We start from the raw sequence: 24,748 nt of genomic DNA, 5'->3' as shown, positions 1-24,748 counted from the left end.
CTCCCCATCACCGCCGCCGCACCTGAGACCACCCGAGGAGACCCCTCATGCACCACCCCGAAGTGCTCGACCCGGAAGTGCTCGACCCCGAAGTGCTCGACCCCGCAGCCCTCGTCGCCAAGCTCCGCTCCACCTTCGCCACCGGCCGCACCCGTCCCCTGGCCTGGCGCGAGGAGCAGCTCACCCAGCTGCGCTCCCTGTTCACGGAGCACCGCGAGGACATCGTGGACGCCCTCCACGCCGATCTGCACAAGCCGCGCACCGAGGCGTACACCGCCGAAGTCGACTTCCCCGTACGGGAGATCGACCACACGCTGGCTCATCTGAAGGAGTGGCTGAGCCCGCAGCCGCTGGCGCCCGGCGCCCTCGCGGGGCTTCCGGAGGGATCGACCGCCGGAACGCAGTACGAACCGCTGGGCACCGTCCTGATCATCGCCCCGTGGAACTACCCCGTACAGCTCCTGCTCGTTCCCCTGGTGGGCGCGCTCGCGGCGGGCAACACCGCTGTCCTGAAGCCCAGTGAAGTCACCCCGGCCACCTCGGAGCTGGTGGCCCGGCTCATCCCCCAGTACCTGGACACGGACGCGGTCGCCGTCGTGGAGGGCGGCGTGCCGGAGACCACCGCACTGCTCGCCCAGCGGTACGACCACATCTTCTACACCGGCAACGGAACGGTCGGCCGCATCGTGATGCGGGCCGCCGCGGAGCACCTCACCCCGGTCACGCTCGAACTCGGCGGCAAGTCACCGGTGTTCGTGGACCGGGATGTCGACCTGGCCGCCGTCGCCACCCGCCTGGCGGAGTCCAAGTTCCGCAACGCGGGCCAGACATGCGTCGCCCCCGACTACGTCCTGACCGACCCGCGGACCGCGCCCGCGCTCGCCCGTGAGCTGCGGACGGCCGTGGAGCGAGTGTTCGGCGCGGACCCCAAGTCGTCGGAAGCCTATGGCCGTATCGTCAACGAGCGGCACTTCGACCGGGTCTCGGCTCTCCTCGGTTCCGGGACGACGGCGTTCGGCGGGCAGAGCGACCGCGAGGACGTCTACATCGCGCCGACCGTGCTCACCGACGTGAAGCCCGACGAGCCGGTGATGCAGGAGGAGATCTTCGGTCCCGTGCTGCCGATCGTGAATGTGGACGGGCTCGACGAGGCCATCGCGTTCATCAACGACCGTGACAAGCCGCTCGCCCTCTACGGCTTCACCGAGAGCGAGACGACCCGGCGGCGCCTCGCCGCGGAGACGTCGTCGGGCGGTCTCGGCTTCGGCCTTCCGATGGCGCACCTCCGCGTCCCCGAGCTGCCGTTCGGCGGCGTCGGCGAGAGCGGCGTCGGCAATTACCACGGCCCGCACTCCATCGCCACGTTCAGCCACCGCAAGGCCCGGCTCGACGTACCCCTGGGGTGATGCACGGCCGCCGCTGGTCAGGGGAGCAGCGGCGGTGGCCTCTCCTCGGCGGAGAGATGAGCGGTGCTGCGGTGCCGCGGTGCTCCGGTGCCGCGGTGCCGCGGTGCCGCGGTGCCGCGAGGAACACGGGCGGATCATGGCCACGTACACCCTGTGCAACGGCCATGGACAGCCCCCAATCTGCTGTGATCTCATCCGTCCGGGCGGATCGATCGACCTTCGGCGTGGATCGGTGGACCTTCCGCGCTGATCAGCAGGCGATCCCTGAGGGCAGCATGTGACCGGCCACCACCGTCCTGGCCCGCGTTCGTGGGCCGGTCATCGCACGTCTCCGCTCAGGCCCGAAAGACCCCCACACATGCAGAAGACCAAGTCCGCGCTCTGGGAGTTCCTCCAGGGCCTCGGCAAGACGTTCATGCTCCCGGTGGCCCTGCTCGCGTTCTGCGGCATCATGCTGGGCATCGGCTCCTCGCTCTCCAGCGAGGCCGTCACCGAGAACCTGACCTTCCTCCAGGGCGAGGGCTTCCATCTCGTCTTCACGTGGATGGCGAGCACCGGCCTCGTCGCCTTCAAGTTCCTCCCCGTGATGTTCGCGATAGCCATCCCGCTGGGCCTCGCCCGCGAGGACAAGGGTGTCGCGGCGTTCTCCGGCTTCGTCGGCTACGCCGCGATGAACCTGGCGGTGAACTTCTACCTCACCGCCAAGGGCGTGGACCTCGAGGACGAGAAGGCCATCGCCCACTACGGCATCGCCGACGTGATCGGCATCCAGTCCATCGATACGGGACTGCTCGGCGCCGTCGCTGTTGGCATCGTTGTCAGCGTCCTTCACCAGCGCTTTCGTGCCCAGCGGATGCCCGACGCACTCGCCTTCTTCGGCGGTCTGCGGTTCGTGCCGATCATCTCGACGCTCACGCTCAGCCTGCTCGGTCTGCTGATCCCGCTGGTGTGGCCGACGTTCAACGGCTGGATCACGGATCTGGGGCGCGCGATCGGGCACGCGGGCGTCTTCGGCCCGTTCTTCTTCGGCATGGGAGAGGTGCTCCTGCGCCCGATCGGGCTGCACCACATCCTCGTCGCCATGTTCCGCTTCACGGATGTCGGCGGCTCGGGCGCGGTCTGCGGCGATCATGTCTCCGGTGCGCTGAACCTCTTCTACGCCCAGCTCAACTGCGCGAACCCGCCCGGTGACGCGGTCACCAACGCCACGCACTTCCTGTCCCAGGGCAAGATGGCGGTCTACCTCGGCGGGCTGCCGGGAGCGGCACTCGCGATGTACCACTGCGCGAACAGGAAGATGCGTCCGGAGATCAAGGCGCTGCTGATCTCGGGGGTCGTCGCGTGCGTGGTCGGCGGCATCACCGAACCGCTGGAGTTCCTGTTCCTGTTCATCGCGCCGTGGCTGTACCTGGTCCACGCCGTGCTCGTCGGTCTCGGGTTCCTGACCGCGGCCGTCCTCGGGGTGTTCATCGGCAACACCGACGGCAACGTCATCGACTGGCTCGTCTTCGGCGTGCTGCAGGGCACGACCACGAAGTGGTACCTGATACCGGTCATCGCCGCGGTGTGGTTCGCCGGGTACTACTTCCTCTTCCGGTGGGCCATCACCCGCTTCGACCTCAAGACGCCGGGGCGGGACGTGCCCTCGGATGATGATGAGGAGGAGGAGAAGAAGGAAGTTGATGAGGCTGCGGCCGACGCCGGGGCCCCGCGTGAGCTGATCGCCGGGAAGTACGACGCCGTGGCGATCCTGGAGGCGATCGGCGGCGCCGAGAACATCCAGACTCTCGACAACTGCATCACCCGCCTGCGCATGACGGTCGAGGACGCCGGACGCGTCGACGAGGCCCGCCTGAAGAAGCTGGGCGCGGTCGGTGTCATCACGCTCGACGCGCACAACGTGCAGGTCATCATCGGACCGCAGGTGCAGTCGGTGAAGGACGCGATCGCGTCGCTGGTCCGGGTGGGCTGACCGATGCCCGAGCTCTTCGACTTCGGCTTCGACTTCGATGTGCCCGTCGACCGGCACGGCACGTGGTGCACGCAGTGGGACTACGTCGAGGACCGCTTCGGCGTCCCCGATCTGCTGCCCTTCACCATCTCGGACATGGACTTCGAGACCGCGCCCGCCGTCCTCTCGGCCCTTCGCGGCCGACTCGACCACGGTGTCCTCGGCTACTCCCGCTGGCGCCAGGCCGACTTCCTGTCCGCGATCGTCGACTGGTACGGCACGCGCCACGCGACGGAGGTGGACCCGGAGTCGATCGTCTACGGCCCCTCCGTGATCTACCAGGTCGGCAGGCTCCTGCGGCTCTGGTCACGTCCCGGCGACGGTGTCGTCGTCCACACTCCGGCGTACGACGCCTTCCCCAAGACCGTCGCCGCGCACGGACGCCGGCTGATGCGCTGCCCGCTCGACGACTGGACCGAGCTGGAACGGCTGCTGGCCCTGCCGGACACGGCCGTTCTGCTGCTGTGCTCGCCCCACAACCCCACCGGCCGCGTCTGGACGCGGACCGAGCTGGACCGCATGGCGGCTCTGTGCGCGCGGTACGGGGTCGCGGTGATCAGCGACGAGATCCACTCGGACCTCGCCCACCCGCCGCACGTCCACCGCCCGTGGTCCCTGCACGGCGGTCACGAGGGCCGCTGGGCGGTGCTGACCTCGGCATCGAAGTCCTTCAACATCCCGGCGCTGACGGGCAGTTACGGCATCATCGGCGACCCGGAGACGCGCGACGCGTATCTCCGCGACCTCAAGGAGGCCGACGGCCTCTCGTCCCCCGCGGTGCTGTCACTCGTCGGACACATCGCCGCCTACCGAGAGGGCGCCCCCTGGCTCGACGCCCTGGGCACCTACCTCCGCGGCAACCTCCAGCTGGTCGCCGACCACCTGAACACGGCGTTCCCCTCCCTCAACTGGACCCCGCCCCAGGCCGGCTACCTCGCCTGGATCGACGTACGCACCCTGAACGTGGACGACGAGACGCTGCAGCGCGAACTGATCGAGACCCAGAAGGTCGCCATCATGCCCGGCACGGCATACGGCTCCCCCAACCACCTACGCCTGAACGTGGGCTGCCCACGCGCCAAGGCCGAGCGGGGGGTCATGGCGCTGGTGGAGGCGGTGCGGGGGGTCAGGCGGCGGGACGACACCGGCCGGTAGGCCCGTCGTTCACCGCGTGCAGACGCGTTCACCGTGTGCAGACGCGGCGTACCGGGGCGACCATGGAGTAAGAGACGCATGGAACAGCTCCAAAGGCAGCATCGCCATGAAGGACCAGAAGAAACCCCACGCTCCGTGGAGCAACCCCCAGTGGGACGCTTCCGCTCCGCCACCTCCCGCGGCCCCGCCCCCACCTCCTCCGCGGACGGCCGCCCAGGCACCGATGCCCACCCCCGCCCCCGGGCGAAAGCGCTCGCGGTGGTTCATGTGGGCGTTCCTCGCGGTGCAGCTGCTGTTCCTGCTCTGGGTGATCTTCGGGGCCGGCTCCAGCTCCGGCGCCCCCGACGACTGCGGCACCCTCGACGCGCAGACCTGTAACGACGCCGAAACCGCAGGAACGGCCATCGGTGTCGGGCTCGTCATCTTCCTGTGGGCCCTGGTCGACATCATCCTCGGCATCTCCTACGCGGTCGTACGACTGGCCCGCCGTCCATGAACGACCGCGTAGGGCGCCTGATGGCGCTCCATTGGTACAGTCGCCGACTTCACACACCCTTGCCCCAGGAGACTGCGCGCCATGGCCGTCGACGAACTCGACACCCGCATTCTGCGGCTCCTCCTGGAGCAGCCCCGCACCAGTGTGCGTGAGTACGCGCGCGTGCTCGGTGTCGCGCGTGGCACTCTGCAGGCGCGGCTCGACCGGCTTGAGCGGGATGGGGTGATCACCGGGACCGGGCCTTCCCTCTCGGCTGCGGCGCTCGGGCATCCGGTGCTCGCGTTCGTGCACATCGAGGTCACGCAGGGGCATCTGGACGAGGTGGGCGACGCGCTCGCCGCCGTGCCGGAGATCATCGAGGCCTTCTCGATCACCGGTGGCGGTGATCTCCTGACCCGAGTGGTCGCCCGGGACAACGGCCACCTGGAAGACGTGGTCCAGCAGCTGATCCAGATGCCGGGCGTGGTCCGCACCCGCACGGAGATGGCGCTGCGCGAGCGCGTGCCGCACCGCCTGCTGCCGCTCGTCGAGTCGATCGGCAGGGCGTCCGCCGAGCAGAAGTGAGCCGTCCGCCACCGGCGCCGTGCGGCGATGATCTGCGGCTTTGGCATGCTGGAGTGCATGAGCATCTTCGGCCACACCTCGGTCATCCTCGATCTCGACGGCACCCTCGTGGACAGCGAGCCGAACTACTTCGCGGCACAGCGCGGGCTGCTCGCCGAGCACGGCATCGACTACACCTGGGCCGAGAACGAGCAGTTCGTGGGCATCAGCACCCAGGAGACCCTCGCCGCCTGGAAGGACCGGTACGGCATCGACGTACCGGTGGGCGAACTGCTCCCGGAGCTCGACCGCCGCTATCTGGATCTGGCACGCGCCGACACGCACGTCTTCCCGGAGATGCGGAAGTTCGTGGAGCGGCTGCACGGCGCCGGGGTGCCGATGGCCGTGGCCTCCGGGTCGTCCCGCGCCGCCATCGAGGCGATCCTCACCGGAACCGGACTCGACGCGCACCTGACCACGGTCGTCTCGGCCGACGAGGTCGAGCACGGCAAGCCCGCGCCCGACGTCTTCCTGGCCGCCGCCGCGCTCCTCGGCGCGGACCCGGCCGACTGCGTGGTCCTGGAGGACGCCGCTCCCGGCGCGGTGGCCGCCCACGCGGCGGGCATGCGCTGCATCGCGATCCCCTACGTCACCGCCCACGCGGACGAACCGGCGTTCGGGTCGGCGGGGCTGCTGCTGCGGGGCGGGCAGGCCGAGTTCACGGCGCAGGCGGCGTGGGACCACCTGGCGGCGCTGACGCGGTCGTAGACATCGAGGGAGCCCGCGTCGCGGCGCGTTCCCTGGGCTCCGTCTTCGACTGCCGGCGCCTTGTACGTCGGCATTGCACGGGGCGGCTCCCGGGCACAGTTACTGGCGTGGGCTGTCGACTCCGAGCAGGTGCAGGAACATGGCGGTCACATCGCGCACGGCAGCGTCGTATGTCTGAGGGGCCGACGCTTCCGGGGCGGACGCCGTGAGCCGGGCAAACTGGATGCTCATGCCGCCGACCGCACGGGCCACGGCGAGCGGCTCCGCGACCGGCCGCGCCCTGCCCTCCGCCGCGAGCCGCCGGATGTAGCGGGCGGAGCGGTGGATCGGGCGCTCCTGGGTCTCCTCCCAGAGGGCGCGGACGTCGTCGTCGGTCTGCGCCTGCTGCTCCAACAGCCGCAGCAATGGCAGGTGTTGGGCGTACGCGGCGATGAAGGCGGCGGTCGAGGCCCGGCAGACCTCACGGGCGTCGTCCTGGTCGACGCCCGGCACGTCCTGCGCGGCGAGGAACGCGTCCCGTACGCGCACCGCGAGGACGCGGAAGATCTCCTCCTTGGACGCGAAGTACACGTAGAAGCCCGCCCGGGAGACCTCCGCCTCCGCCGTGATGTCGGCGATGGTCGCCGCGCCGTACCCGCGGCGCGCGAACACGGCCTCGGCGGCGTCGAGCAGCCGCCTGCGGGCCGGGGCGTCGCTGCGGTCGCGGGCGGTGCGGGTCGCCCAGGGCTGCTGATGTCGTGCCACGCGGCGAGCTTATTGACGTTGACGCCAATGTCAATGAGCATGGCGGCGCCAGGCTTCAGGAGGACTTGAGGACTTCAGGAGGGCTTCATGGGTTCTGCCGCCGTGCTCGTCGCGAACCGTGGGGAGATCGCCGTCCGCGTCCTGCGGGCCGCCGCGGAGGCCGGTCTGCGCACGGTCGCCGTCCACGCCGATGACGATGCCGCCGCACGGCACGTACAACTGGCCGACGAGGCACAGCCGTTGGGGGGCACGGGTCCGGCCGCGTATCTGGACGCGGACGCGGTGCTGGCAGCGGCCCGCCGCTCCGGTTGCGAACTGGTGCACCCCGGTTACGGGTTCCTGAGCGAGGACGCGGACTTCGCGGGGCGGTGCGCGAAGGCCGGGCTGCGGTTCGTGGGGCCGGCCCCCGAGGTGCTCGGCCTGTTCGGCGACAAGGCGCGGGCGCGTGCGCTCGCCGTCCGGCTCGGCGTGCCGGTCCTGGCGGGCACACAGGGGCCGACGACTCTGGCCGGGGCCGCCGAGTTCCTTGCGGGGCTGGGCCCTTCGGGCGCGGTGATGGTGAAGGCCATCGGCGGTGGCGGCGGGCGCGGCATACGGGCCGTGCGGCGCCCGGCCGACCTGGCCGAGGCGTGGGAGCGCTGCCGCTCGGAGGCCCTGCAGGGCTTCGGGCGCGGGGAGTTGTATGTGGAGGAACTGCTGTCCGGCGCCCGCCATATCGAGGTCCAGATCCTGGGCGACACGACGGGCGAGGTGACCCACCTCTGGGAGCGCGACTGCAGTGCCCAGCGCCGCCACCAGAAGCTCGTCGAGATCGCTCCGGCGCCCGGCCTTTCCTCTGCCGTGCGGGAGGAGCTCGTGTCCGCGGCCCTCCGGATGGCCCGCGAGTGCGGTTACACCGGCCTCGGCACCTTCGAGTTCCTGCTCCTCGACGAGGAGTTCCACTTCATCGAGGCCAACCCCCGCCTCCAGGTCGAGCACACGGTCACCGAGGAGGTGACGGGTGTCGATCTCGTGGCGGCCCAACTGCGCCTGGCAGCAGGCGATTCACTGGCGGCGCTCGGCCTCTCGGGCCCGCCGCCGATGCCGCGCGGCTACGCGCTCCAGGCACGCGTCAACGCCGAGTCCCTGACGTCCGACGGCACCGCGCTGCCCTCCACGGGCACGCTCACCCGCTTCGACGTGCCGACGGGGCCGGGGGTGCGCGTGGACACAGCGGCGCGCAACGGAGCGGAAATCGGGGCGCGTTACGACTCGCTGCTCGCGAAGGTCATCACGCACGCCCCGAACGGAGACTTCGCCGCGGTCTGCGAACGCGCCTCCCGCGCACTCGCGGACTTCGCCGTCGAGGGCGTACGCACCGGGATTCCGCTGCTCCGCGCGCTGCTGGCCCACCCCGGTTTCACGGCGGGCGGCGCGCACACGGACTTCGTGGGCGAGCACATCGCGGAGCTGCTGCCCGACGAGGCGTCCCCGGTGCCTGCGCTCGCGGGCGATGCGACCGTCGCCGCCCCCATGACCGGGGCGGTCGTCACCGTCGACGTGGCGTTGGGTGAACAGGTTGTGGAGGGGCAGCAGTTGCTCGTCATCGAAGCGATGAAGATGGAGCACGTCGTGCGGGCGGATGCCTCCGGAACCGTGACCGTCCTCCACGCGCGCGAGGGCGACACGGCGGCGGAGGGCCACCCCCTGGTTTCGGTGGCCGCGTCGGCGGTGGGCGAGAGGTCCATGGCACACACCGAGGAAGCCATGGACCCGGACGCCGTCCGCCCCGATCTGGCGGAGTCCCTTGCCCGGCACGCGATCGGCCTGGACTCGCACCGCCCCGAAGCCGTGGCCAAGCGCCACCGCATCGGGCGCCGCACGGCACGCGAGAACATCCAGGACCTGTGCGACGACGGTACGTTCACGGAGTACGGCGCGCTCGCGATCGCAGCCCAGCGGCGCCGCCGATCCCTGGACGACCTGATCGCCTCGACGCCGGCCGACGGCATGGTCACCGGCACGGGCAGGATCGCCGGCGTGCGGTGCGTGGCGATGTCGTACGACTACACCGTCCTCGCCGGGACCCAGGGCCTGCAGAACCACCGCAAGACGGACCGGATGCTCCAGCTGGCCGAGGAACGGCGGCTGCCCGTGGTGCTGTTCGCGGAGGGTGGCGGCGGGCGCCCGGGGGACACGGACACGACGTCCGTCGCCGGTCTTGACGTGACGACGTTCCATCAGATGGGACGCCTGAGCGGTCAAGTCCCCCTGGTGGGTGTGGCGTCGGGGCGGTGCTTCGCGGGCAACGCGGCTCTGCTCGGCTGCTGCGACGTGGTGATCGCGACGCCGGAGGCGAGCATCGGGATGGGCGGCCCCGCGATGATCGAGGGCGGCGGCCTCGGCGTGTACCGCCCCGAGGAGGTCGGCCCGCTCTCCGTCCAGGTGCCGAACGGCGTGGTGGACATCGCGGTGGCCGACGAGGCGGAGGCGGTGCGGGTCGCTCGTCAGTACCTCTCCTACCTCTCGTACGACCCCGAGGACGCGCGCAGTTGGGAGGCGGCGAACCCGCGGCTGCTGCGGCACACCGTGCCGGAGAACCGGCGGCGTTCCTATGACGTGCGGGCCGCGATCGAGGGGATCGCCGACACGGATTCGGTCCTGGAACTGCGGCGCGGTTTCGGCGTCGGCATCATCACGGCTCTCGTGCGCGTGGAGGGCCGGCCGATGGGGCTGCTCGCCAACAACCCGGGACATCTGGGCGGGGCGATCGACCGCGACGCGGCGGACAAGGCGGACCGCTTCCTGCGGCTGTGCGACGCCTTCGGTCTTCCCGTCGTCTCGCTCTGCGACACTCCAGGTTTCATGGTCGGCCCGGAGGCCGAACGGACCGCGACCGTACGGTACTTCTCGCGGCTCTTCGTGACCGGCGCCCAGCTCCGTGTCCCCTTGGTGAGCCTGGTGCTCCGCAAGGCGTACGGGCTCGGCGCGATGGCCATGATGGGCGGCTCCACGCGCGCACCCGTGGCCACGGCAGCGTGGCCGAGCGGCGAGTTCGGGGGGATGGGGCTCGAAGGCGCCGTCCGCCTCGGCTACCGCAAGGAGCTGGCCGCGATCGCCGATCCCGAGGAGAGGCAGCGGGTGTTCGATACCCATGTCGCGGAGTTGTACGAGCACGGCAAGGCGGTGAACGCCGCGGCCGCGCTGGAGATCGACGCGGTCATCGACCCGGCGGAGTCGAGGAGTTGGATCCTGGCCGCGCTGGAGGGGGCGGGAGCGGGCGGGGCGGGAGCGGGTAGGCCGCGGCCGTGATCACGTGTCGGCGCCCGGTCAGGGGCGCCGTCAGTACATGATCCCCACGAGGCCCCGCGCAGCAAGCACCCCAGCTGCCGGATCCCGGCCCGAGAAGAGTCACCCGCTCCCAGCGCTTTGCAGCCGGTTTGGCCCGCGAGAGGCGCAGGCCCAGTTCGCCCACCGCACTGGAGGGGGCGGCGGGAGAGCGGGTAGGCCGCGGCCGCGATCATGTGTCGGCGCCCGGTCGTCACGGGCCCCGTCAGTACATGATCCCCACGAGCCCGTCCCCCTGCTCCGCACAGACGAGCCCGCCCGCGCAGCAAGAACGCCAACTGCCGGAACCCGGCCCGAAAAGAGTCACCCGATCCCAGCGCTCCGCGGCCGGCTTGGCCCGCGAGAGGCGCAGGCCCAGTTCGTCCACGGCGACCTCCTCGGGAGGCGGGCCGCCGGGTGATGCGATGGCCCCGGGCAGTACGGCGACGATCTCCGCGGCGGGATAGCCGAAGAGGTCTATGTCGTCCCAGGCCACCGGGGTCGCCTCCGGGTGCTCCGCCCCGCCGGCCCGGGGCCGCGCCTGGATCTCCACGCGGGCGAGCCGGTCCGTGACGCCGGGCCCGCCGCCGCCGAAGCCAAGGACGACGCCGTCGAGGTCGGCGTCGAAGCTCCACTCGGGCTCGAAGAGGAGGCCGCCGAGCCAGGCGTCGTGCGCGTGCCGGAGCTCCGCGTACTGGTCCAGGGTCAGTCCCATGCACTGGCGGTGGTACGTGACCCGGTCGGGCGGCAGCAGTTCGAGGACCTCGCCGGGTGTCATCCCGAACTTCAACAGCCCGGCGCCGCCAGGCAGTTCTACGCCGACTTCTCGCAACAACTCCAACATTGCACCATTGTTCACCCGTTGACCCAGGTGGCAAGGCTGTTGACGAGATCACGCGGAAACCGGTTGCGCGGGCGCCGGTCTGCGGCGGTCAGCGGCGGTCAGGACTGGGGACGGCTGCCGTGGTTGGCCGCGTGCTTACGGCGTGCCTTCTTCTTGCGGCGTCGCTTCGATGACATGCGCTTCCCCTCTCGCTGGTGTGCCGCGGGCGGCATTTCACTCCTTTTCCACCGTTTCACAGAGCGACCCGACCGGCGACACCGGCGGCACCTGGCTCACGCCCTTTCGGCCGCGCGCCGGAGCCATACGTAACTGACTGGTTGCGGGGCGTTCCACTCCGCGGCCAGAGCAGGGGCGACCGGCAGGAATCCGGCCCCGCGATAGCAACGCAGGGCCTCGCACCAGCCGCCGCCCGATGCCCCGCCCCCGGGCGCCCGGCGCCACGATGACCTGGGCGAGTTCCGCCTCGCCCTCCTCCTCGTCACGCATCCGGCCACCACCTGCGCGGCCACGGGGAAGTCACGCGGCCCGCACCACAGGGCGACCTCGGCGGTGGAGACCGGCCAGCCCGCCACCGTGGCCGCATCCGCCACGGCAAAGGGTCGAGGCTCCATGTAGGATCGCTCCCGCCATGCAGATGAATGCCAACTACACCAGTCTCGTCGCGGTCGGCGACTCCTTCACCGAGGGCATGTCGGACCTGCTGCCCGAGGGCAGCTACCGCGGCTGGGCAGATCTGCTCGCCGCCCGGATGGCTGCCGCCTCCCCCGGTTTCCGGTACGCGAACCTGGCGGTGCGCGGGAAGCTCATCGCTCAGATCGTGGCCGAGCAGGTGGACGTCGCGGCGGCCATGCAGCCCGATGTGATCACCCTGGTGGGTGGCCTCAACGACACGCTGCGGCCCAAGTGCGACATGGTCCGTGTGCACGCGCTCCTGGATGAGGCGGTCGAGCGCCTCGCCCCCGCCTGCAAGCAGCTCGTCCTGATGCGCAGCCCCGGCCGGAGCGGTCCCGTGTTCCAGCGGTTTCGCCCGCGCATGGAGGAACTCTTCGTCCACATCGACGAGTTGGCTGCGCGGCACGGGGCCATGGTCGTGGATCTGTACGGATCCGCCGCGCTCGGCGACCAGCGCATGTGGGACGTGGACCGGCTGCATCTGACGGCCGAGGGCCACCGCAGGGTCGCCGAAGCGGTGTGGCAGTCCCTCGGCTACGCCCCCGAGGACGACTGGCAGACCCCGCTACCGGCCACGGCCCCGCCGACCTGGGCCGCGCGCCGCGTGGCGGACATCCGCTTCGCCAGACAACACCTGGCCCCGTGGGTAGCCCGCCGCCTCACGGGCCGCTCCTCAGGCGACGGCCTCCCGGCCAAACGCCCGGACCTACAGCCTTGGGAGGACCGGCGGGAGTAAGCACGTCGCTCGCGCGGCGGGTGGTCGCGGCTCGGGCTACGTGCTCTCCCTCGCCGTGTCGGCGAAGCGGGCCAGGCCCTGGGTGGGGCTTCCATGGCTTGGTCGAAGGCTTGTAGTCGCTCGGGGGGGCCGTCGACGGCGTCGGGGCCCGGGTCGTGCTCCAGCGGGTGACGAGTGTCAGTGGTCCGGCGACCAGGTCCGTCGTGCGCACCGCCCCCGCGAATCAGGCATCACAGCGCAGAGCGGCGCGGGTGGGCCGCCCTGGGGTGGCCCGCCCGCGCCGTCGGGTCGTGCGGCCTACTCCTCCACCTCGTCCTCAAAGTGCAAAGCGATGGACTGCAGTACGTCCGCCGACGTCACATCGGTGCGGCCTTCGTCGTGCGCCTCCGCCAACTGCGCGAAGGAGAAGGCGAAGGCCGACGTGATCTGCTCGATGACCGGGCTCAGTTCCCGGCCCACCACCTCGGCGACCTCTATGGCGGTGGCGTCGGCGGGGATCTCGATGCGCGGCAGCATCTCCTCCAGCATGGCGCCCACCGCGCCGCTGGGTTCGACCTCGCCGTCCGGGTTCTCCCGTACCTGTCGGCGCATCTCGATCGCCTCGGTCAGGATGCCGACGACTCTTTGGATGATCTCGCGCTGCTCCATGTGGTGAAGCCTAGACGTAGGTGGATCAACGGGAGTTGCGGCACAGCCGGGCACCGGCCGTTGTCAGTGCTCGATGGCACGATGCGGGGAGCTGGACAGGACGATGCCCGGCACCCGACGAAAGCGGGAGTGACCATGGGCACTTGGGATGCCGGGCCGTTCGACGACGACCGCGGCGGATTTCTGCGGAGACCTCGCCGAGACGGCCGTGGCCGCAGCCGCCCTGGTGGCCGCGCAGTGTCCGGGCGGGGCGCCCGTCGACCCCGTGTATGGGCCGGAGCAGCCTGTACCCGACCTCCTGTCGCTGCGTGACCCCGCACACCAGGCCCTGGACCGCGTAGGCCCCGTGGCGGCAGGGGGCTCATGGTCGCCCCGCGCCAGGCCTGGACGATGCTCCAATGACCTGCCCTTTCCGGACTGTAGGGACGGTCAAAGAGCAGGTCGGGCGGCAGGTAAACTCCGTACACGTGACTGTCGCGCCTGCAAAGCCCCGTATCCCGAACGTCCTCGCCGGGCGTTATGCCTCCGCCGAGCTCGCCACCCTCTGGTCGCCCGAGCAGAAGGTCAAGCTGGAGCGTCAGCTCTGGCTCGCCGTCCTGCGGGCGCAGAAGGACCTGGGGATCGAGGTGCCGGACGCCGCCCTCGCCGACTACGAGCGGGTCATCGACGACGTCGACCTCGCCTCGATCGCCGAGCGCGAGAAGGTCACGCGCCATGACGTGAAGGCCCGCATCGAGGAGTTCAACGCGCTCGCCGGGCACGAGCAGGTCCACAAGGGCATGACCTCGCGCGACCTGACCGAGAACGTGGAGCAGTTGCAGGTCCGCCTCTCCCTGGAGCTCGTGCGCGACCGCACCGTCGCGGTGCTCGCGCGCCTCGGGAAGCTGTCGGGCGAGTACGCCGAGCTGGTCATGGCGGGCCGCTCGCACAACGTGGCCGCGCAGGCGACGACCCTGGGCAAGCGCTTCGCGACGACCGCCGACGAGCTGCTCGTCGCGTACCGCCGCGTGGACGACCTGCTGCGCCGCTACCCCCTGCGCGGCATCAAGGGCCCCGTCGGCACGGCTCAGGACATGCTCGACCTGCTCGGCGGCGACGCCGACAAGCTGACCGAGCTCGAGCAGCGGATCGCAGGCCACCTCGGCTTCGACCGCGCGTTCACCTCGGTCGGCCAGGTCTACCCCCGCTCCCTGGACTACGAGGTCGTCACCGCCCTGGTGCAGCTCGCATCCGGCCCCTCGTCGCTGGCCAAGACCATCCGTCTGATGGCCGGGCACGAGCTCGTCACCGAGGGCTTCAAGCCGGGCCAGGTCGGCTCGTCCGCGATGCCGCACAAGATGAACACCCGCTCCTGCGAGCGCGTGAACGGCCTCACCGTCATCCTGCGCGGCTACGCGTCGATGACCGGCGAGCTGGCGGGCGACCAGTGGAACGAGGGCGACGTCTCCTGCTCGGTCGTCCGCCGTGTCGCCCTGCCGGACGCGTTCTTCGCGCTGGACGGGCTCCTTGAGACCTTCCTGACCGTGCTCGACGAGTTCGGCGCCTTCCCCGCCGTCGTCGCGCGTGAGCTGGACCGCTACCTCCCCTTCCTCGCCACCACCAAGGTCCTGATGGCCTCGGTGCGGGCCGGCGTCGGCCGCGAGGAGGCCCACGAGGCCATCAAGGAGAACGCCGTCGCCTCGGCGCTCGCGATGCGGGAGCAGGGTGCCGAGCGGAACGAGCTGCTCGACAAGCTCGCCGCCGACTCCCGGATTCCGCTGGACCGCGCCGAGCTGGACGCCCTCATGGCCGACAAGCTGTCGTTCACCGGTGCGGCGAGCGACCAGGTCTCTGCCGTCGTCGCGCAGATCGAGGTGCTGCTCAAGGAGCACCCGCAGGCCGCCGCCTACACCCCGGGCGCCATTCTCTGAGCGTCTGAGCGTCCGGCCCGGTCAGCGTGCGGACCGGTGCTCGCCCTTGCGTGCCCTGCGGATCCGCAGTGCGACAAAGGCGAGCACCGCGAGCACGACCACGGCGATGACGCCCTTGGAGTACAGGCCGACCAGGTCCGTGACCTGGTGCCAGCGCGCGCCGAGCGCATGGCCGATCAGGATGAACGCGGCGTTCCAGATGAGGCTGCCCGCGGTCGTCAGGGCGAGGAAGACGGGCAGGCGCATCCGTTCGACGCCCGCGGGGACCGAGATCATGCTGCGGAAGATCGGGATCATCCGCCCGAAGAAGACCGCCTTCGTGCCGTGCCGTGCGAACCACTCCTCCGTGCGCTGGATGTCGGACGCCTTCACGAGCGGGAGACGGGCCGCGATGGCCACGGTTCGCTCCCTGCCGAGCAGCGCGCCGATCGCGTAGAGCGCGAGGGCTCCGATCACGGAGCCCGCAGTGGTCCAGAGCAGGGCCTCGACGACTCCGAATTTTCCCTGGCTCGCGGCGAAGCCTGCCAGGGGCAGGATCACCTCGCTGGGCAGCGGCGGGAAGAGGTTCTCCAGGGCGATGGCCAATCCGGCGCCGGGGGCGCCGAGCGAGTCCATCATGTCGGTGGCCCAGCCCGCGATGCCGCCGGTGGGCGCTTCGTTCCCGGCGGCGGACGCATGGTGGGCGGCAGTGAGGATCATGCCTTCGACGCTAGGTAAGTGGGGCGCCCGGCGATATGAGGGGGGCCACAAACCTCGTGTGCGGTGGACCGCAGGGAAGCATTGTGGTTTTCCGCAGTCCCGGCGCGGCAGCCGCTCGGCTAGCGTGACCGATCATGCGTACGCACATCAAGCGCTGGCTCAGGGTGACGGTCGGCGTACTCGCCGGTGCCCTCACCGGGCTCGTCGAGCTGGTCTTCGCCCTGCTGGCCGGGGTGTGGCTGCTCGCCACGCTCGGGCGGCGCACGGGGCGGGGCGCCGAGGCGCGGATCGTGGGCGGGGCCCGCAGGCTCGCCGAGATGGAGCGGCGGCGCATGGCCGCCTTCTTCGGCACCGAGCTCGCCACGCCTCCGACCGGTCTGCCCGCCGTGAACTACATCGCCTCGCGCTGGGCCGTCGGGCTGCTCGGCGGTGTCGTGCTCGCCTGCGCGCTGCTCGGCGCGGGCTATGCCTCGCTTGCTGTGTGGGGCTGGTTCGTCGCCGACATCAGCTCCCCCGGCACCCTAGTGCTCTCCTCGATCGGCGGTCTCTTCCTGCTCTACCTCTGCGTGCAGGGGACGTACGGCGTCGCGCTCGCGGACGAGCGGCACGCGCGGCGCTTCCTCGGCCCGAACGACGGTCAGCTCATGGAGCGCAGGATCGGCGAACTCGTCGCCAGCCGCGCCGGGGTGGTGGAGGCCGTGCACGACGAACGGCGCCGCATCGAACGCGATCTGCACGACGGTGTCCAGCAGCGCATCGTCGCCCTCGGCATGCTGCTCGGCAGGGCCCGCCGCGCCTCCGATCCCGAGAAGTCGGCGCGGCTCCTCGCCCAGGCGCACGAGGAGACCCAGCAGGCCCTCGTCGAACTGCGGGACGTCGCCTGGCGGGTCTACCCCGCCGCGCTCGACGAGGGCGGGCTCGCCGCCGCCCTGGAGACGGTCGCCGAGCGCGCGGCCATTCCCGTACGTCTCGACTGCGCCCTGCACCAGGCCCCGCCGCCGATCGCGCAGGCCGTGGCCTATTTCGTCGCCGCCGAAGCCGTCACGAACGCCGTCAAGCACTCGCACGCCACCCTTGTCACCGTCCGTGCCGAGCAGACAAGTGCCGTGCTGCGGCTGCGCGTCGAGGACGACGGGCGGGGCGGCGCCGACCCGTCCGGCAGCGGTCTGCTCGGGCTCGCCCGGCGCGTGGCCGCCCTGGACGGCACCCTCACCGTGGACAGCCCCGCCGGAGGGCCCACCCTCATCACCGCGGAGCTGCCATGCGCGTAATGCTCGCCGACGACTCGACGCTGCTGCGGGAGGGCCTGGCCCGGCTCCTCGCGGACGAGGGGCATACCGTCACGGCCTCGGTCGGTGACGCGCAGGCTCTGCTCGCCGCCGTGGCCGATGATCCGCCGGACGCCGCCGTGATCGACGTACGCATGCCGCCCACGCACACCGACGAGGGGCTGCGGGCCGCGCTGGAGATTCGCAAGGAGTGGCCCGGGACGAGCGTCCTCGTGCTGTCGCAGTACGTCGAACGCCGTTATGCCACCGAGCTGTTGACCACCGCCACCGAAGGCGTCGGGTATCTGCTCAAGGACCGGGTCGTCCAAGTCGACGAGTTCCTGGATGCCTTGGAGCGTGTGGCTTCGGGTCAGACCGCCTTCGACCCGGAGGTCGTACGGCAGTTGCTGACCCTCAGCAGCCACACCGACCCGCTCCAGCGTCTGACGCCGCGGGAGCGCGAGGTGCTCGGCAAGATGGCGCAGGGGCACACGAACGCGGCGATCGCCGGACAGCTGCACGTCTCGCAGAGTGCCGTCGAGAAGTACATCAACGCGATCTTCGACAAGCTGGAACTGACCGGTACGACCGGCTACAGCCGCCGCGTGCTCGCCGTCCTGCGCTATCTCGGGTCGTGACGGCCCGTCAATCCGTGCCGCTCATAGGCCGACATCCCTGCTGCGGAAGTCCTGGAGGGACTCGCGCCGCACCAGAAGCCGCGCGTTTCCATCGGCGACCGCCACCACGGGCGGGCGCCCGACGAGGTTGTAGCCGGACGCCATCGACAGGTGGTACGCCCCGGCCACCGGCACGCCCAGGATGTCTCCCGGCCGTACGTCTCCCGGCAGTTCGATGCCGGACGCGAGCACGTCGCCCGCCTCGCAGTGCCGGCCGACGACCGTCACCGGCGCGGAGGCAACCGTGGAGCGGCGGCCGATCAGGCGCGGCGCGTACCGCACGCCGTACAGCGCGGGCCGCGGGTTGTCGCTCATTCCGCCGTCGACGGCGACGAAGGTGTGGCCGCCGGTCCGCTTGACGGCGAGCACGCGGTAGAGGACCACTCCGGCGGGGCCCGCGATGGCGCGTCCGGGTTCGATGAGCAGCTTGGGGACGGTGAGCCCGGCCGCCGCGCAGCTCTCGATCAGTTCGGCGCGTACCTTGCGGGCGAGGGTGGTGATGTCGAGGGCCGCCTCGCCGGGGCGGTAGGCGATGCCGTGGCCGCCGCCGAGGTCCAGCTCGGGGAGGGCGACACCGTGCTGCCCCTTGATGCGGGCCATCAGGCCGACCAGGCGTCGTACGGCCGCGAGGAATGGCTTGTCGGTGGTGATCTGCGAGCCCAAGTGGCAGTGCAGGCCGGTCAGTTCGAGTCCGGGCTGGCCGAGGATGCGGGCGATGGCGTGCTGCGCGGAACCGTCGGTGATCGACAGGCCGAACTTCTGGTCGTCCGTCCCGGTGCGGATCTTTGCGTGGCCGCCCGCCGCGATACCGGGCACCACCCGGATCATCACTCTCTGACGGCTTCCCGGCGGCACGGCGGCGGCGAGCCGCGCGATCTCGGAGGCACTGTCGATGACGATGCGCCCCACGCCGAGCCGCAGGGCGGCATCCAGGTCGTGTGGGCTCTTGGCGTTGCCGTGCAGCACGATGCGCTCGGCGGGGAAGCCCGTGGTGACGGCGAGCTCCAGCTCGCCGGCGGAACAGACGTCGAGCCCGAGCCCTTCCTCCGCCACCCAGTGGGCCATCGCGCGGCACAGGAACGCCTTGGCGGCGTAGTGCACTTCGGCATCGGGGAAGGCGTGCAGGTAGGTCCGGCAGCGTGTGCGTACGTCGGCTTCGTCGATGAGGTACGCCGGGGTGCCGAAGCGCTCGGCGATGTCGGTGAGCGGCACACCGCCGACGGCCAGGTCGCCGTGGGGCAGCCGCGCGGTGGACGCGGGCCAGACGGACAGGTCGTCGTCGGCGGTGGCGTCCGGGGTCATGGGTTCGTGCAGGGTGGTCATGGCAGTTCTCTCTTCGCCTGGTCCTCGTCCGTGTTCTGTTCCGCGGCGGCGTTCTCTTCCGCGTCCGCGTTCTCTTCCGCGTCCGCGCCCTCAGCCGATCCAGGTGGTCAGGGCCCCGACCAGGGCCGCGGCCCCCGTCACGCGCAGCGCGCCGACCGCCTGGGGGTCCCACTCGCGCCAGGCGGGAGTACGCCGCTCAGGGGCGCCGACGGGGTGGGCGGCTAGTCGCGGGTCGATGGTGACCTCGCTGACGCCGAGCGGTTCGGTGAGCGCCCGCAGCGCGGGCTCCGAGAGCCTGATCCAGGCCTGGCGGTCACCGAGAGCGGTGCTGAGCCGCTGGGGCGTGGTGAAGGCGACCGCGGTGCGGCCGCCCACGGGTGTGCGGAACATGCGGGCGACGCAGCCCGCGGGTCCCGGCCGGACGGGGACGAAGAGCGGTCCGGCCGGGCCGGGTTCGGACGGCTCGGGGTCCTCGCCGCACTGGGGCTCTGCCATGGGGTTCCTCCTTGAGGATCCTGTCGGTGACGGTGGCCCCCGGGGCCGGGCGGGAACCCGGGGGCCTGCACCGACGCTATGCCCGGCAGCAGGGACCAACCTCCCCGCCATGATGGGACGTTGACGGGTAGGCGGCTTGCGTTGACGAGGGTTTGACGCGAGCGCGGCGCCACGTCATCCGGCACGTCAGCGGTGCGTCAAGAGTCGGGCGCGGCGGCGTGTCCGGCCTGGGGGCGCCCCTAGCGTCACCTCATGGCCCGACGTACGACGCGCCCCGCACGGCGCACATCCGGCATCCAACGGCGCACACCCGGCATCCATACGACGCCCCTGCCCACGGAGCACGACCGGTGGACGCACGACCTCACCTGGGCCGGGGACGCCCGCTCGGCGGCAGCCTGCGCCACGCTGTTGTTCGGGCTGCTGCTCGCCCTCGACGCGGCGACCGGCGGGCTCGGCGTCCGGCGCGCGCTGCTCTGGCTGGGGCTCGGCGTGCTGCTGTTCGCCGTGCTGACCCCGCCGCGTGTGGCGGCGCACAGCAGGACCCTGGTCTCGCGCGGTCTGTTCCGCGTCCGCTCGGTGCGCCTCGACCGCCTCGTGGCGGTGCGTCGTCGCGACGGCATCGCGCCGCGGCTCGTCCTGCGGGACGCGTCCGGCGGCGAGGTGGTCCTCGACCCCGAGGTACTGGTCGTCAACCCGGCGCTCTGGCGGCTCGTGTCCTCGGGCGCTCGCGCATCTGCCGCCGACGGCTCGCTCCTGTGCGGGGCGACCGCGTTGCGTCGGCTCTCGGCACGCATCGACCGCGAGACGGCCGAGGGGGTCTTCAGGGCCTCTGGCCTGGAATGACTCCGAGCGGACGGTGAAGGGGCCGGGTCCCGCGCCGCCGTAGCCGCCCGCTCGTATGAGATCAAGAGAGTTCGTAAGAGGCCAAGGTCACAGCCCTGTACGGCACCGAGTGCCAGGGGTTCCGCCCTAGCATCATGCCCATGACGGTCCTGCCTGACGACGGGCTTTCCCTGGCCGCCGAGTTCCCTGATGCGACCCATGAGCAGTGGCAGCGCCTGGTGGAAGGCGTGCTGCGCAAATCGGGTAAGGATGTATCGGGGCCGGCCGCCGAGGAAGCGCTGTCCACCGCACTCGAGGACGGGCTCAGCACCCGCCCCCTGTACACCGCCCGCGAAGCCGCGCCTCACGCCGGTTACCCGGGTTTCGCCCCCTTTGTCAGGGGCGGCACCGCCGCGGGCAGTGCCGCGGCCGGCTGGGACGTACGGCAGCGGCATGCGGCCACGGACCCCGCGGGCTCGAACGAGACCGTGCTCGCGGACCTGGAGAACGGCGTCACCTCGCTGTGGCTCGGCATCGGCCCCGGCGCTCTCCCGGTCTCCGGCATCGAGCGCGCCCTGGAGGGCGTCTTCCTCGACCTGGCGCCGGTGGCCATGGACGCGGGCGCCGAATTCGAGCCCGCGGCTCGCGAGTTGTTCCGCCTGTACGAGGAGCGGGGCATCCCGAAGGACTCCGCGCGCGGCACGCTCGGCGCGGATCCCCTCGGCCATGAGGCCCGCACCGGTGAACGGCTCGACCCGGCTGCCGCGATCGAACTGGCCCGGCTGTGCGGGCAGGAGTACCCGAACCTCCGCGCGCTGACCGTCGACGCCCTGCCGTACCACGAGGCGGGCGGCTCGGCCGGGCAGGAGCTCGGCGCGTCCCTCGCCACGGCGGTCGCCTATCTGCGCGAGCTGACCGATGCGGGGCTCACGGTCGAAGCGGCCTGCGCCCAGCTGGAGTTCCGGTACGCGGCCACCGCCGACCAGTTCCTGACCATCGCGAAGCTGCGGGCGGCCCGGCGGCTCTGGGCCCGCGTGGCCGAGGTCTGCGGCGCCCCGGACGCGGGCGCGCAGCGTCAGCACGCCGTGACGTCGCCGGTGATGATGACGCGCCGCGACCCGTGGGTGAACATGCTGCGCACGACGGTGGCCTGCCTCGGCGCGGGTGTCGGCGGCGCCGACTCGGTGACCGTGCTGCCCTTCGACCACTCGCTCGGCCTGCCGGACGCGTTCGCGCGCCGCATCGCCCGCAACACCTCGACGATCCTCCTGGAGGAGTCGCACCTCGCCCGCGTGATCGACCCGGCGGGCGGCTCCTGGTACGTGGAGCGTCTCACCGACGAACTGGCCCACGCGGGCTGGGAGTTCTTCCAGGAGATCGAGCGCGCGGGCGGCCAGGCCGCGGCCCTGCGCTCCGGCCTGATCGGCGAACGCCTCGCCGCCACCTGGGCCAAGCGGAGCGAGAAGCTGGCCAAGCGGCGTGAACCGATCACCGGTGTCAGCGAGTTCCCGAATCTGACGGAGCGTCCGGTCGAGCGCGAGGCCCCGCCCGCCGAGGCGTCCGGCGGGCTGCCGCGCGTGCGCCGCGACGAGGCCTACGAGGTCCTGCGCGCCCGCTCGGACGCGCACCTCGCATCGACGGGGGCCCGCCCCCGAGTGTTCATCGCCGCGCTCGGCCCCGCCGCCGCGCACACCGCACGGGCCTCCTTCGCGTCGAACCTCTTCCAGGCGGGCGGCATCGAGGCCGTGCACGACCCGGTGACGGTGGACGCGACGACGGCCGCCGATGCGTTCAAGGCCAGCGACGCCACGGTGGCGTGCCTCTGTTCCAGCGACGCGCTCTACGAGGAGCAGGCCGACGCGGTCGCCGACGCGCTCAAGTCGGCAGGCGCCCAGCGGGTGTTCCTCGCGGGACGGCCCGCCGAGCGCCCCGGCGTCGACGCGTATGTCTTCGCGGGCTGCGACGCCGTGTCCGTGCTCTCCTCCACCCTCGACCACATGGGAGTGGCGTAATGGCGATCCCCGACTTCTCCGGCGTCGGCCTGACGTCCGAGGCCGCCTCCGAGTCCTCCGCCGTCTCCAAGGACCAGTGGCGCAGCGCCGTCAAGGAGTCCACCGGCAAGGCCGACGACGACCTCCTGTGGGAGACACCCGAAGGCATCGCGGTCAAGCCGCTCTACACGGGCGCCGACCTCGAAGGTCTCGACTTCCTGGAGACGTATCCGGGTGTGGCGCCGTACCTGCGCGGCCCCTACCCGACGATGTACGTCAACCAGCCCTGGACGATCCGGCAGTACGCGGGCTTCTCCACCGCCGAGGAGTCCAACGCCTTCTACCGCCGCAACCTCGCGGCCGGGCAGAAGGGCCTCTCGGTCGCCTTCGACCTGCCCACGCACCGCGGATACGACAGCGACCACCCGCGCGTCACCGGTGACGTCGGCATGGCGGGCGTGGCGATCGACTCGATCTACGACATGCGGCAGCTCTTCGACGGCATCCCGCTGGACAAGATGACGGTGTCGATGACGATGAACGGCGCCGTGCTCCCCGTACTCGCGCTCTACATCGTGGCCGCCGAGGAGCAGGGCGTACCGCCGGAGAAGCTGGCCGGGACCATCCAGAACGACATCCTCAAAGAGTTCATGGTCCGCAACACCTACATCTATCCGCCCAAGCCATCGATGCGGATCATCTCCGACATCTTCGCGTACACCTCGCAGAAGATGCCGCGCTACAACTCCATCTCCATCTCGGGCTATCACATCCAAGAGGCGGGCGCGACGGCCGACTTGGAGCTCGCGTACACCCTCGCGGACGGCGTGGAGTATCTGCGGGCGGGTCAGGAAGCGGGCCTGGACGTCGACGCGTTCGCGCCGCGGCTCTCCTTCTTCTGGGCGATCGGCATGAACTTCTTCATGGAGGTCGCCAAGCTCCGCGCGGCGCGCCTCCTGTGGGCGAAGCTGGTCAAGCAGTTCGACCCGAAGAACCCCAAGTCCCTCTCCCTGCGCACTCATTCGCAGACCTCGGGCTGGTCACTGACCGCGCAGGACGTGTTCAACAACGTCACGCGTACGTGCGTCGAGGCGATGGCGGCGACCCAGGGCCACACCCAGTCGCTGCACACGAACGCCCTGGACGAGGCGCTCGCCCTGCCCACCGACTTCTCCGCGCGCATCGCCCGCAACACCCAGCTGCTCATCCAGCAGGAGTCGGGCACGACACGGACGATCGACCCCTGGGGCGGCAGCGCGTACGTCGAGAAGCTGACGCACGACCTCGCGCGGCGCGCCTGGCAGCACATCGAGGAGGTCGAGGCGGCCGGCGGCATGGCGCAGGCCATCGACGCGGGCATTCCGAAGCTGCGCGTCGAGGAGGCCGCTGCCCGCACCCAGGCGCGGATCGACTCGGGGCGCCAGCCGGTCATCGGCGTCAACAAGTACCGCGTCGAGACCGACGAGCAGATCGACGTCCTCAAGGTCGACAACTCCTCCGTACGCAGTCAGCAGATCGCCAAGCTGGAGCGGCTGCGCGCGGAGCGTGACGAGACGGCCTGCCAGGAGGCGCTGCGGGCGCTGACGACGGCGGCCGAGCGGGACCCCGGTCCGGGCCTGGAGGGCAACCTCCTCGCGCTCGCGGTCGACGCGGCCCGCGCGAAGGCGACCGTCGGCGAGATCTCGGACGCCCTGGAGACCTCGTACGGGCGGCACGCCGGGCAGATCCGTACGATCTCCGGTGTGTACCGCACCGAAGCAGGCTCGTCCCCGTCCGTGGAACGCACCCGCACGCTCGTCTCGTCCTTCGAGGAGGCCGAGGGGCGCCGGCCGCGCATCCTGGTCGCCAAGATGGGCCAGGACGGCCACGACCGCGGCCAGAAGGTCATCGCCACCGCCTTCGCCGACCTCGGCTTCGACGTCGACGTCGGCCCGCTCTTCCAGACCCCGGCGGAGGTCGCACGCCAGGCCGTGGAGGCGGACGTGCACATCGTCGGCGTCTCGTCGCTCGCCGCCGGGCACCTCACGCTCGTACCGGCGCTGCGTGCGGAGCTGGCCGCCGAGGGCCGCGAGGACATCATGATCGTCGTGGGTGGTGTGATCCCGCCGCAGGACGTGCCGACGCTCCTGGAGATGGGCGCCGCTGCCGTCTTCCCGCCCGGCACGGTGATCCCGGACGCCGCGTACGACCTGGTGAAGCGGCTGGCGGCCGACCTCGGCCACGAGCTGTGA

Annotated in this window: 21 protein-coding genes and 1 pseudogene; 15 read left to right on the top strand and 7 right to left on the bottom strand. The window is 71.3% G+C overall.

Features of this window, described 5'->3' with window-relative positions; all coding sequences use genetic code 11:
• The first annotated feature begins 47 nt into the window (after positions 1 to 47).
• The 6 genes from ACIBCK_RS07015 to ACIBCK_RS06990 all read left to right on the top strand — a co-directional run bounded on the left by ACIBCK_RS07015 (position 48) and on the right by ACIBCK_RS06990 (position 6,379).
• Positions 48 to 1,406, top strand: a complete 1,359-nt coding sequence (locus ACIBCK_RS07015) for an aldehyde dehydrogenase family protein (protein WP_399387499.1) — start codon at positions 48 to 50, stop codon at positions 1,404 to 1,406.
• A 358-nt stretch (positions 1,407 to 1,764) separates the two neighbouring features.
• Positions 1,765 to 3,378: a maltose/glucose-specific PTS transporter subunit IIBC gene (gene malX / locus ACIBCK_RS07010; RefSeq protein ID WP_399387498.1), complete on the top strand. Its 1,614-nt coding sequence runs from the start codon at positions 1,765 to 1,767 to the stop codon at positions 3,376 to 3,378.
• Between the two features lie 3 nt (positions 3,379 to 3,381).
• A complete protein-coding gene (locus tag ACIBCK_RS07005; protein ID WP_399387496.1) occupies positions 3,382 to 4,572 on the top strand; it encodes a MalY/PatB family protein in 1,191 nt (396 codons plus the stop codon).
• Positions 4,573 to 4,795: 223 nt separating this feature from the next.
• Positions 4,796 to 5,068: a hypothetical protein gene (locus ACIBCK_RS07000; protein WP_399387493.1), complete on the top strand. Its 273-nt coding sequence runs from the start codon at positions 4,796 to 4,798 to the stop codon at positions 5,066 to 5,068.
• A gap of 81 nt (positions 5,069 to 5,149) precedes the next feature.
• Positions 5,150 to 5,632 carry an Lrp/AsnC family transcriptional regulator gene (locus ACIBCK_RS06995; protein WP_399387490.1) on the top strand — a complete coding sequence of 161 codons (483 nt, stop codon included), beginning with the start codon at positions 5,150 to 5,152 and terminating at the stop codon, positions 5,630 to 5,632.
• 57 nt (positions 5,633 to 5,689) lie between these two features.
• Positions 5,690 to 6,379, top strand: a complete 690-nt coding sequence (locus tag ACIBCK_RS06990; protein ID WP_399387489.1) for an HAD family hydrolase — start codon at positions 5,690 to 5,692, stop codon at positions 6,377 to 6,379.
• A 99-nt stretch (positions 6,380 to 6,478) separates the two neighbouring features.
• On the opposite strand, the gene ACIBCK_RS06985 is transcribed toward ACIBCK_RS06990, so the two are convergent.
• Positions 6,479 to 7,123, bottom strand: coding sequence for a TetR/AcrR family transcriptional regulator (locus ACIBCK_RS06985; RefSeq protein WP_399387487.1), 645 nt, complete (start codon positions 7,121 to 7,123; stop codon positions 6,479 to 6,481).
• Positions 7,124 to 7,210: 87 nt separating this feature from the next.
• On the opposite strand from ACIBCK_RS06985, the gene ACIBCK_RS06980 reads away from it, so the two are divergent.
• Complete coding sequence (locus ACIBCK_RS06980) at positions 7,211 to 10,414, top strand: carboxyl transferase domain-containing protein (RefSeq protein WP_399387486.1); 3,204 nt, start codon at positions 7,211 to 7,213, stop codon at positions 10,412 to 10,414.
• 241 nt (positions 10,415 to 10,655) lie between these two features.
• Here ACIBCK_RS06980 and ACIBCK_RS06975 read toward each other — a convergent pair whose 3' ends face one another.
• Together ACIBCK_RS06975 and ACIBCK_RS06970 are read right to left on the bottom strand one after the other, a co-directional pair.
• On the bottom strand, positions 10,656 to 11,273 hold the full coding sequence (locus ACIBCK_RS06975; RefSeq protein ID WP_399387484.1) for a hypothetical protein: 618 nt from the start codon (positions 11,271 to 11,273) through the stop codon (positions 10,656 to 10,658).
• 213 nt (positions 11,274 to 11,486) lie between these two features.
• Positions 11,487 to 11,759, bottom strand: coding sequence for a GNAT family N-acetyltransferase (locus ACIBCK_RS06970; protein ID WP_399387482.1), 273 nt, complete (start codon positions 11,757 to 11,759; stop codon positions 11,487 to 11,489).
• 142 nt (positions 11,760 to 11,901) lie between these two features.
• Here ACIBCK_RS06970 and ACIBCK_RS06965 point away from each other — a divergent pair, with 142 nt between their 5' ends.
• Positions 11,902 to 12,681 carry an SGNH/GDSL hydrolase family protein gene (locus ACIBCK_RS06965; protein WP_399387481.1) on the top strand — a complete coding sequence of 260 codons (780 nt, stop codon included), beginning with the start codon at positions 11,902 to 11,904 and terminating at the stop codon, positions 12,679 to 12,681.
• Between the two features lie 297 nt (positions 12,682 to 12,978).
• Here ACIBCK_RS06965 and ACIBCK_RS06960 read toward each other — a convergent pair whose 3' ends face one another.
• Positions 12,979 to 13,329: a hypothetical protein gene (locus ACIBCK_RS06960; RefSeq protein ID WP_363206557.1), complete on the bottom strand. Its 351-nt coding sequence runs from the start codon at positions 13,327 to 13,329 to the stop codon at positions 12,979 to 12,981.
• 135 nt (positions 13,330 to 13,464) lie between these two features.
• On the opposite strand from ACIBCK_RS06960, the pseudogene ACIBCK_RS06955 reads away from it, so the two are divergent.
• Together ACIBCK_RS06955 and purB are read left to right on the top strand one after the other, a co-directional pair.
• Positions 13,465 to 13,669, top strand: a pseudogene (locus ACIBCK_RS06955) (DUF4259 domain-containing protein); the annotation flags it as partial.
• Positions 13,670 to 13,796: 127 nt separating this feature from the next.
• Positions 13,797 to 15,239, top strand: a complete 1,443-nt coding sequence (gene purB / locus ACIBCK_RS06950) for an adenylosuccinate lyase (RefSeq protein WP_399387478.1) — start codon at positions 13,797 to 13,799, stop codon at positions 15,237 to 15,239.
• A gap of 21 nt (positions 15,240 to 15,260) precedes the next feature.
• On the opposite strand, the gene ACIBCK_RS06945 is transcribed toward purB, so the two are convergent.
• A complete protein-coding gene (locus ACIBCK_RS06945) occupies positions 15,261 to 15,938 on the bottom strand; it encodes a DedA family protein (protein WP_399387476.1) in 678 nt (225 codons plus the stop codon).
• A 134-nt stretch (positions 15,939 to 16,072) separates the two neighbouring features.
• Here ACIBCK_RS06945 and ACIBCK_RS06940 point away from each other — a divergent pair, with 134 nt between their 5' ends.
• Both ACIBCK_RS06940 and ACIBCK_RS06935 read left to right on the top strand, forming a co-directional pair.
• Complete coding sequence (locus ACIBCK_RS06940; protein WP_399387474.1) at positions 16,073 to 17,209, top strand: sensor histidine kinase; 1,137 nt, start codon at positions 16,073 to 16,075, stop codon at positions 17,207 to 17,209.
• Positions 17,209 to 17,844, top strand: coding sequence for a response regulator (locus ACIBCK_RS06935; RefSeq protein WP_399388860.1), 636 nt, complete (start codon positions 17,209 to 17,211; stop codon positions 17,842 to 17,844). Before ACIBCK_RS06940 ends, ACIBCK_RS06935 begins: the two co-directional genes overlap by 1 nt.
• 21 nt (positions 17,845 to 17,865) lie before the next feature.
• On the opposite strand, the gene lysA is transcribed toward ACIBCK_RS06935, so the two are convergent.
• Positions 17,866 to 19,206 carry a diaminopimelate decarboxylase gene (lysA, locus tag ACIBCK_RS06930; RefSeq protein ID WP_399387472.1) on the bottom strand — a complete coding sequence of 447 codons (1,341 nt, stop codon included), beginning with the start codon at positions 19,204 to 19,206 and terminating at the stop codon, positions 17,866 to 17,868.
• 90 nt (positions 19,207 to 19,296) lie between these two features.
• Entirely contained in the window at positions 19,297 to 19,701 is a 405-nt protein-coding gene (locus ACIBCK_RS06925) for an SAV_915 family protein (RefSeq protein ID WP_399387470.1), read from the bottom strand.
• A gap of 252 nt (positions 19,702 to 19,953) precedes the next feature.
• Between ACIBCK_RS06925 and ACIBCK_RS06920 the strand changes: the two genes are divergently transcribed.
• The 3 genes from ACIBCK_RS06920 (at position 19,954) to scpA (ending at position 24,748) form a co-directional block, all read left to right on the top strand.
• A complete protein-coding gene (locus ACIBCK_RS06920; RefSeq protein WP_399387469.1) occupies positions 19,954 to 20,547 on the top strand; it encodes a hypothetical protein in 594 nt (197 codons plus the stop codon).
• Between the two features lie 140 nt (positions 20,548 to 20,687).
• Positions 20,688 to 22,538, top strand: coding sequence for a methylmalonyl-CoA mutase small subunit (mutA, locus tag ACIBCK_RS06915; protein WP_399387466.1), 1,851 nt, complete (start codon positions 20,688 to 20,690; stop codon positions 22,536 to 22,538).
• Positions 22,538 to 24,748: a methylmalonyl-CoA mutase gene (gene scpA, locus ACIBCK_RS06910; protein WP_399387464.1), complete on the top strand. Its 2,211-nt coding sequence runs from the start codon at positions 22,538 to 22,540 to the stop codon at positions 24,746 to 24,748. The genes mutA and scpA overlap by 1 nt, the downstream gene beginning before the upstream one ends.

It is taken from the genome of Streptomyces sp. NPDC051218, from assembly GCF_044455475.1.
Classification (GTDB): Bacteria; Actinomycetota; Actinomycetes; order Streptomycetales; family Streptomycetaceae; genus Streptomyces.
Note: the sequence above shows the minus strand (reverse complement) of the source record. Positions and strands in the feature narration are given on the sequence as shown.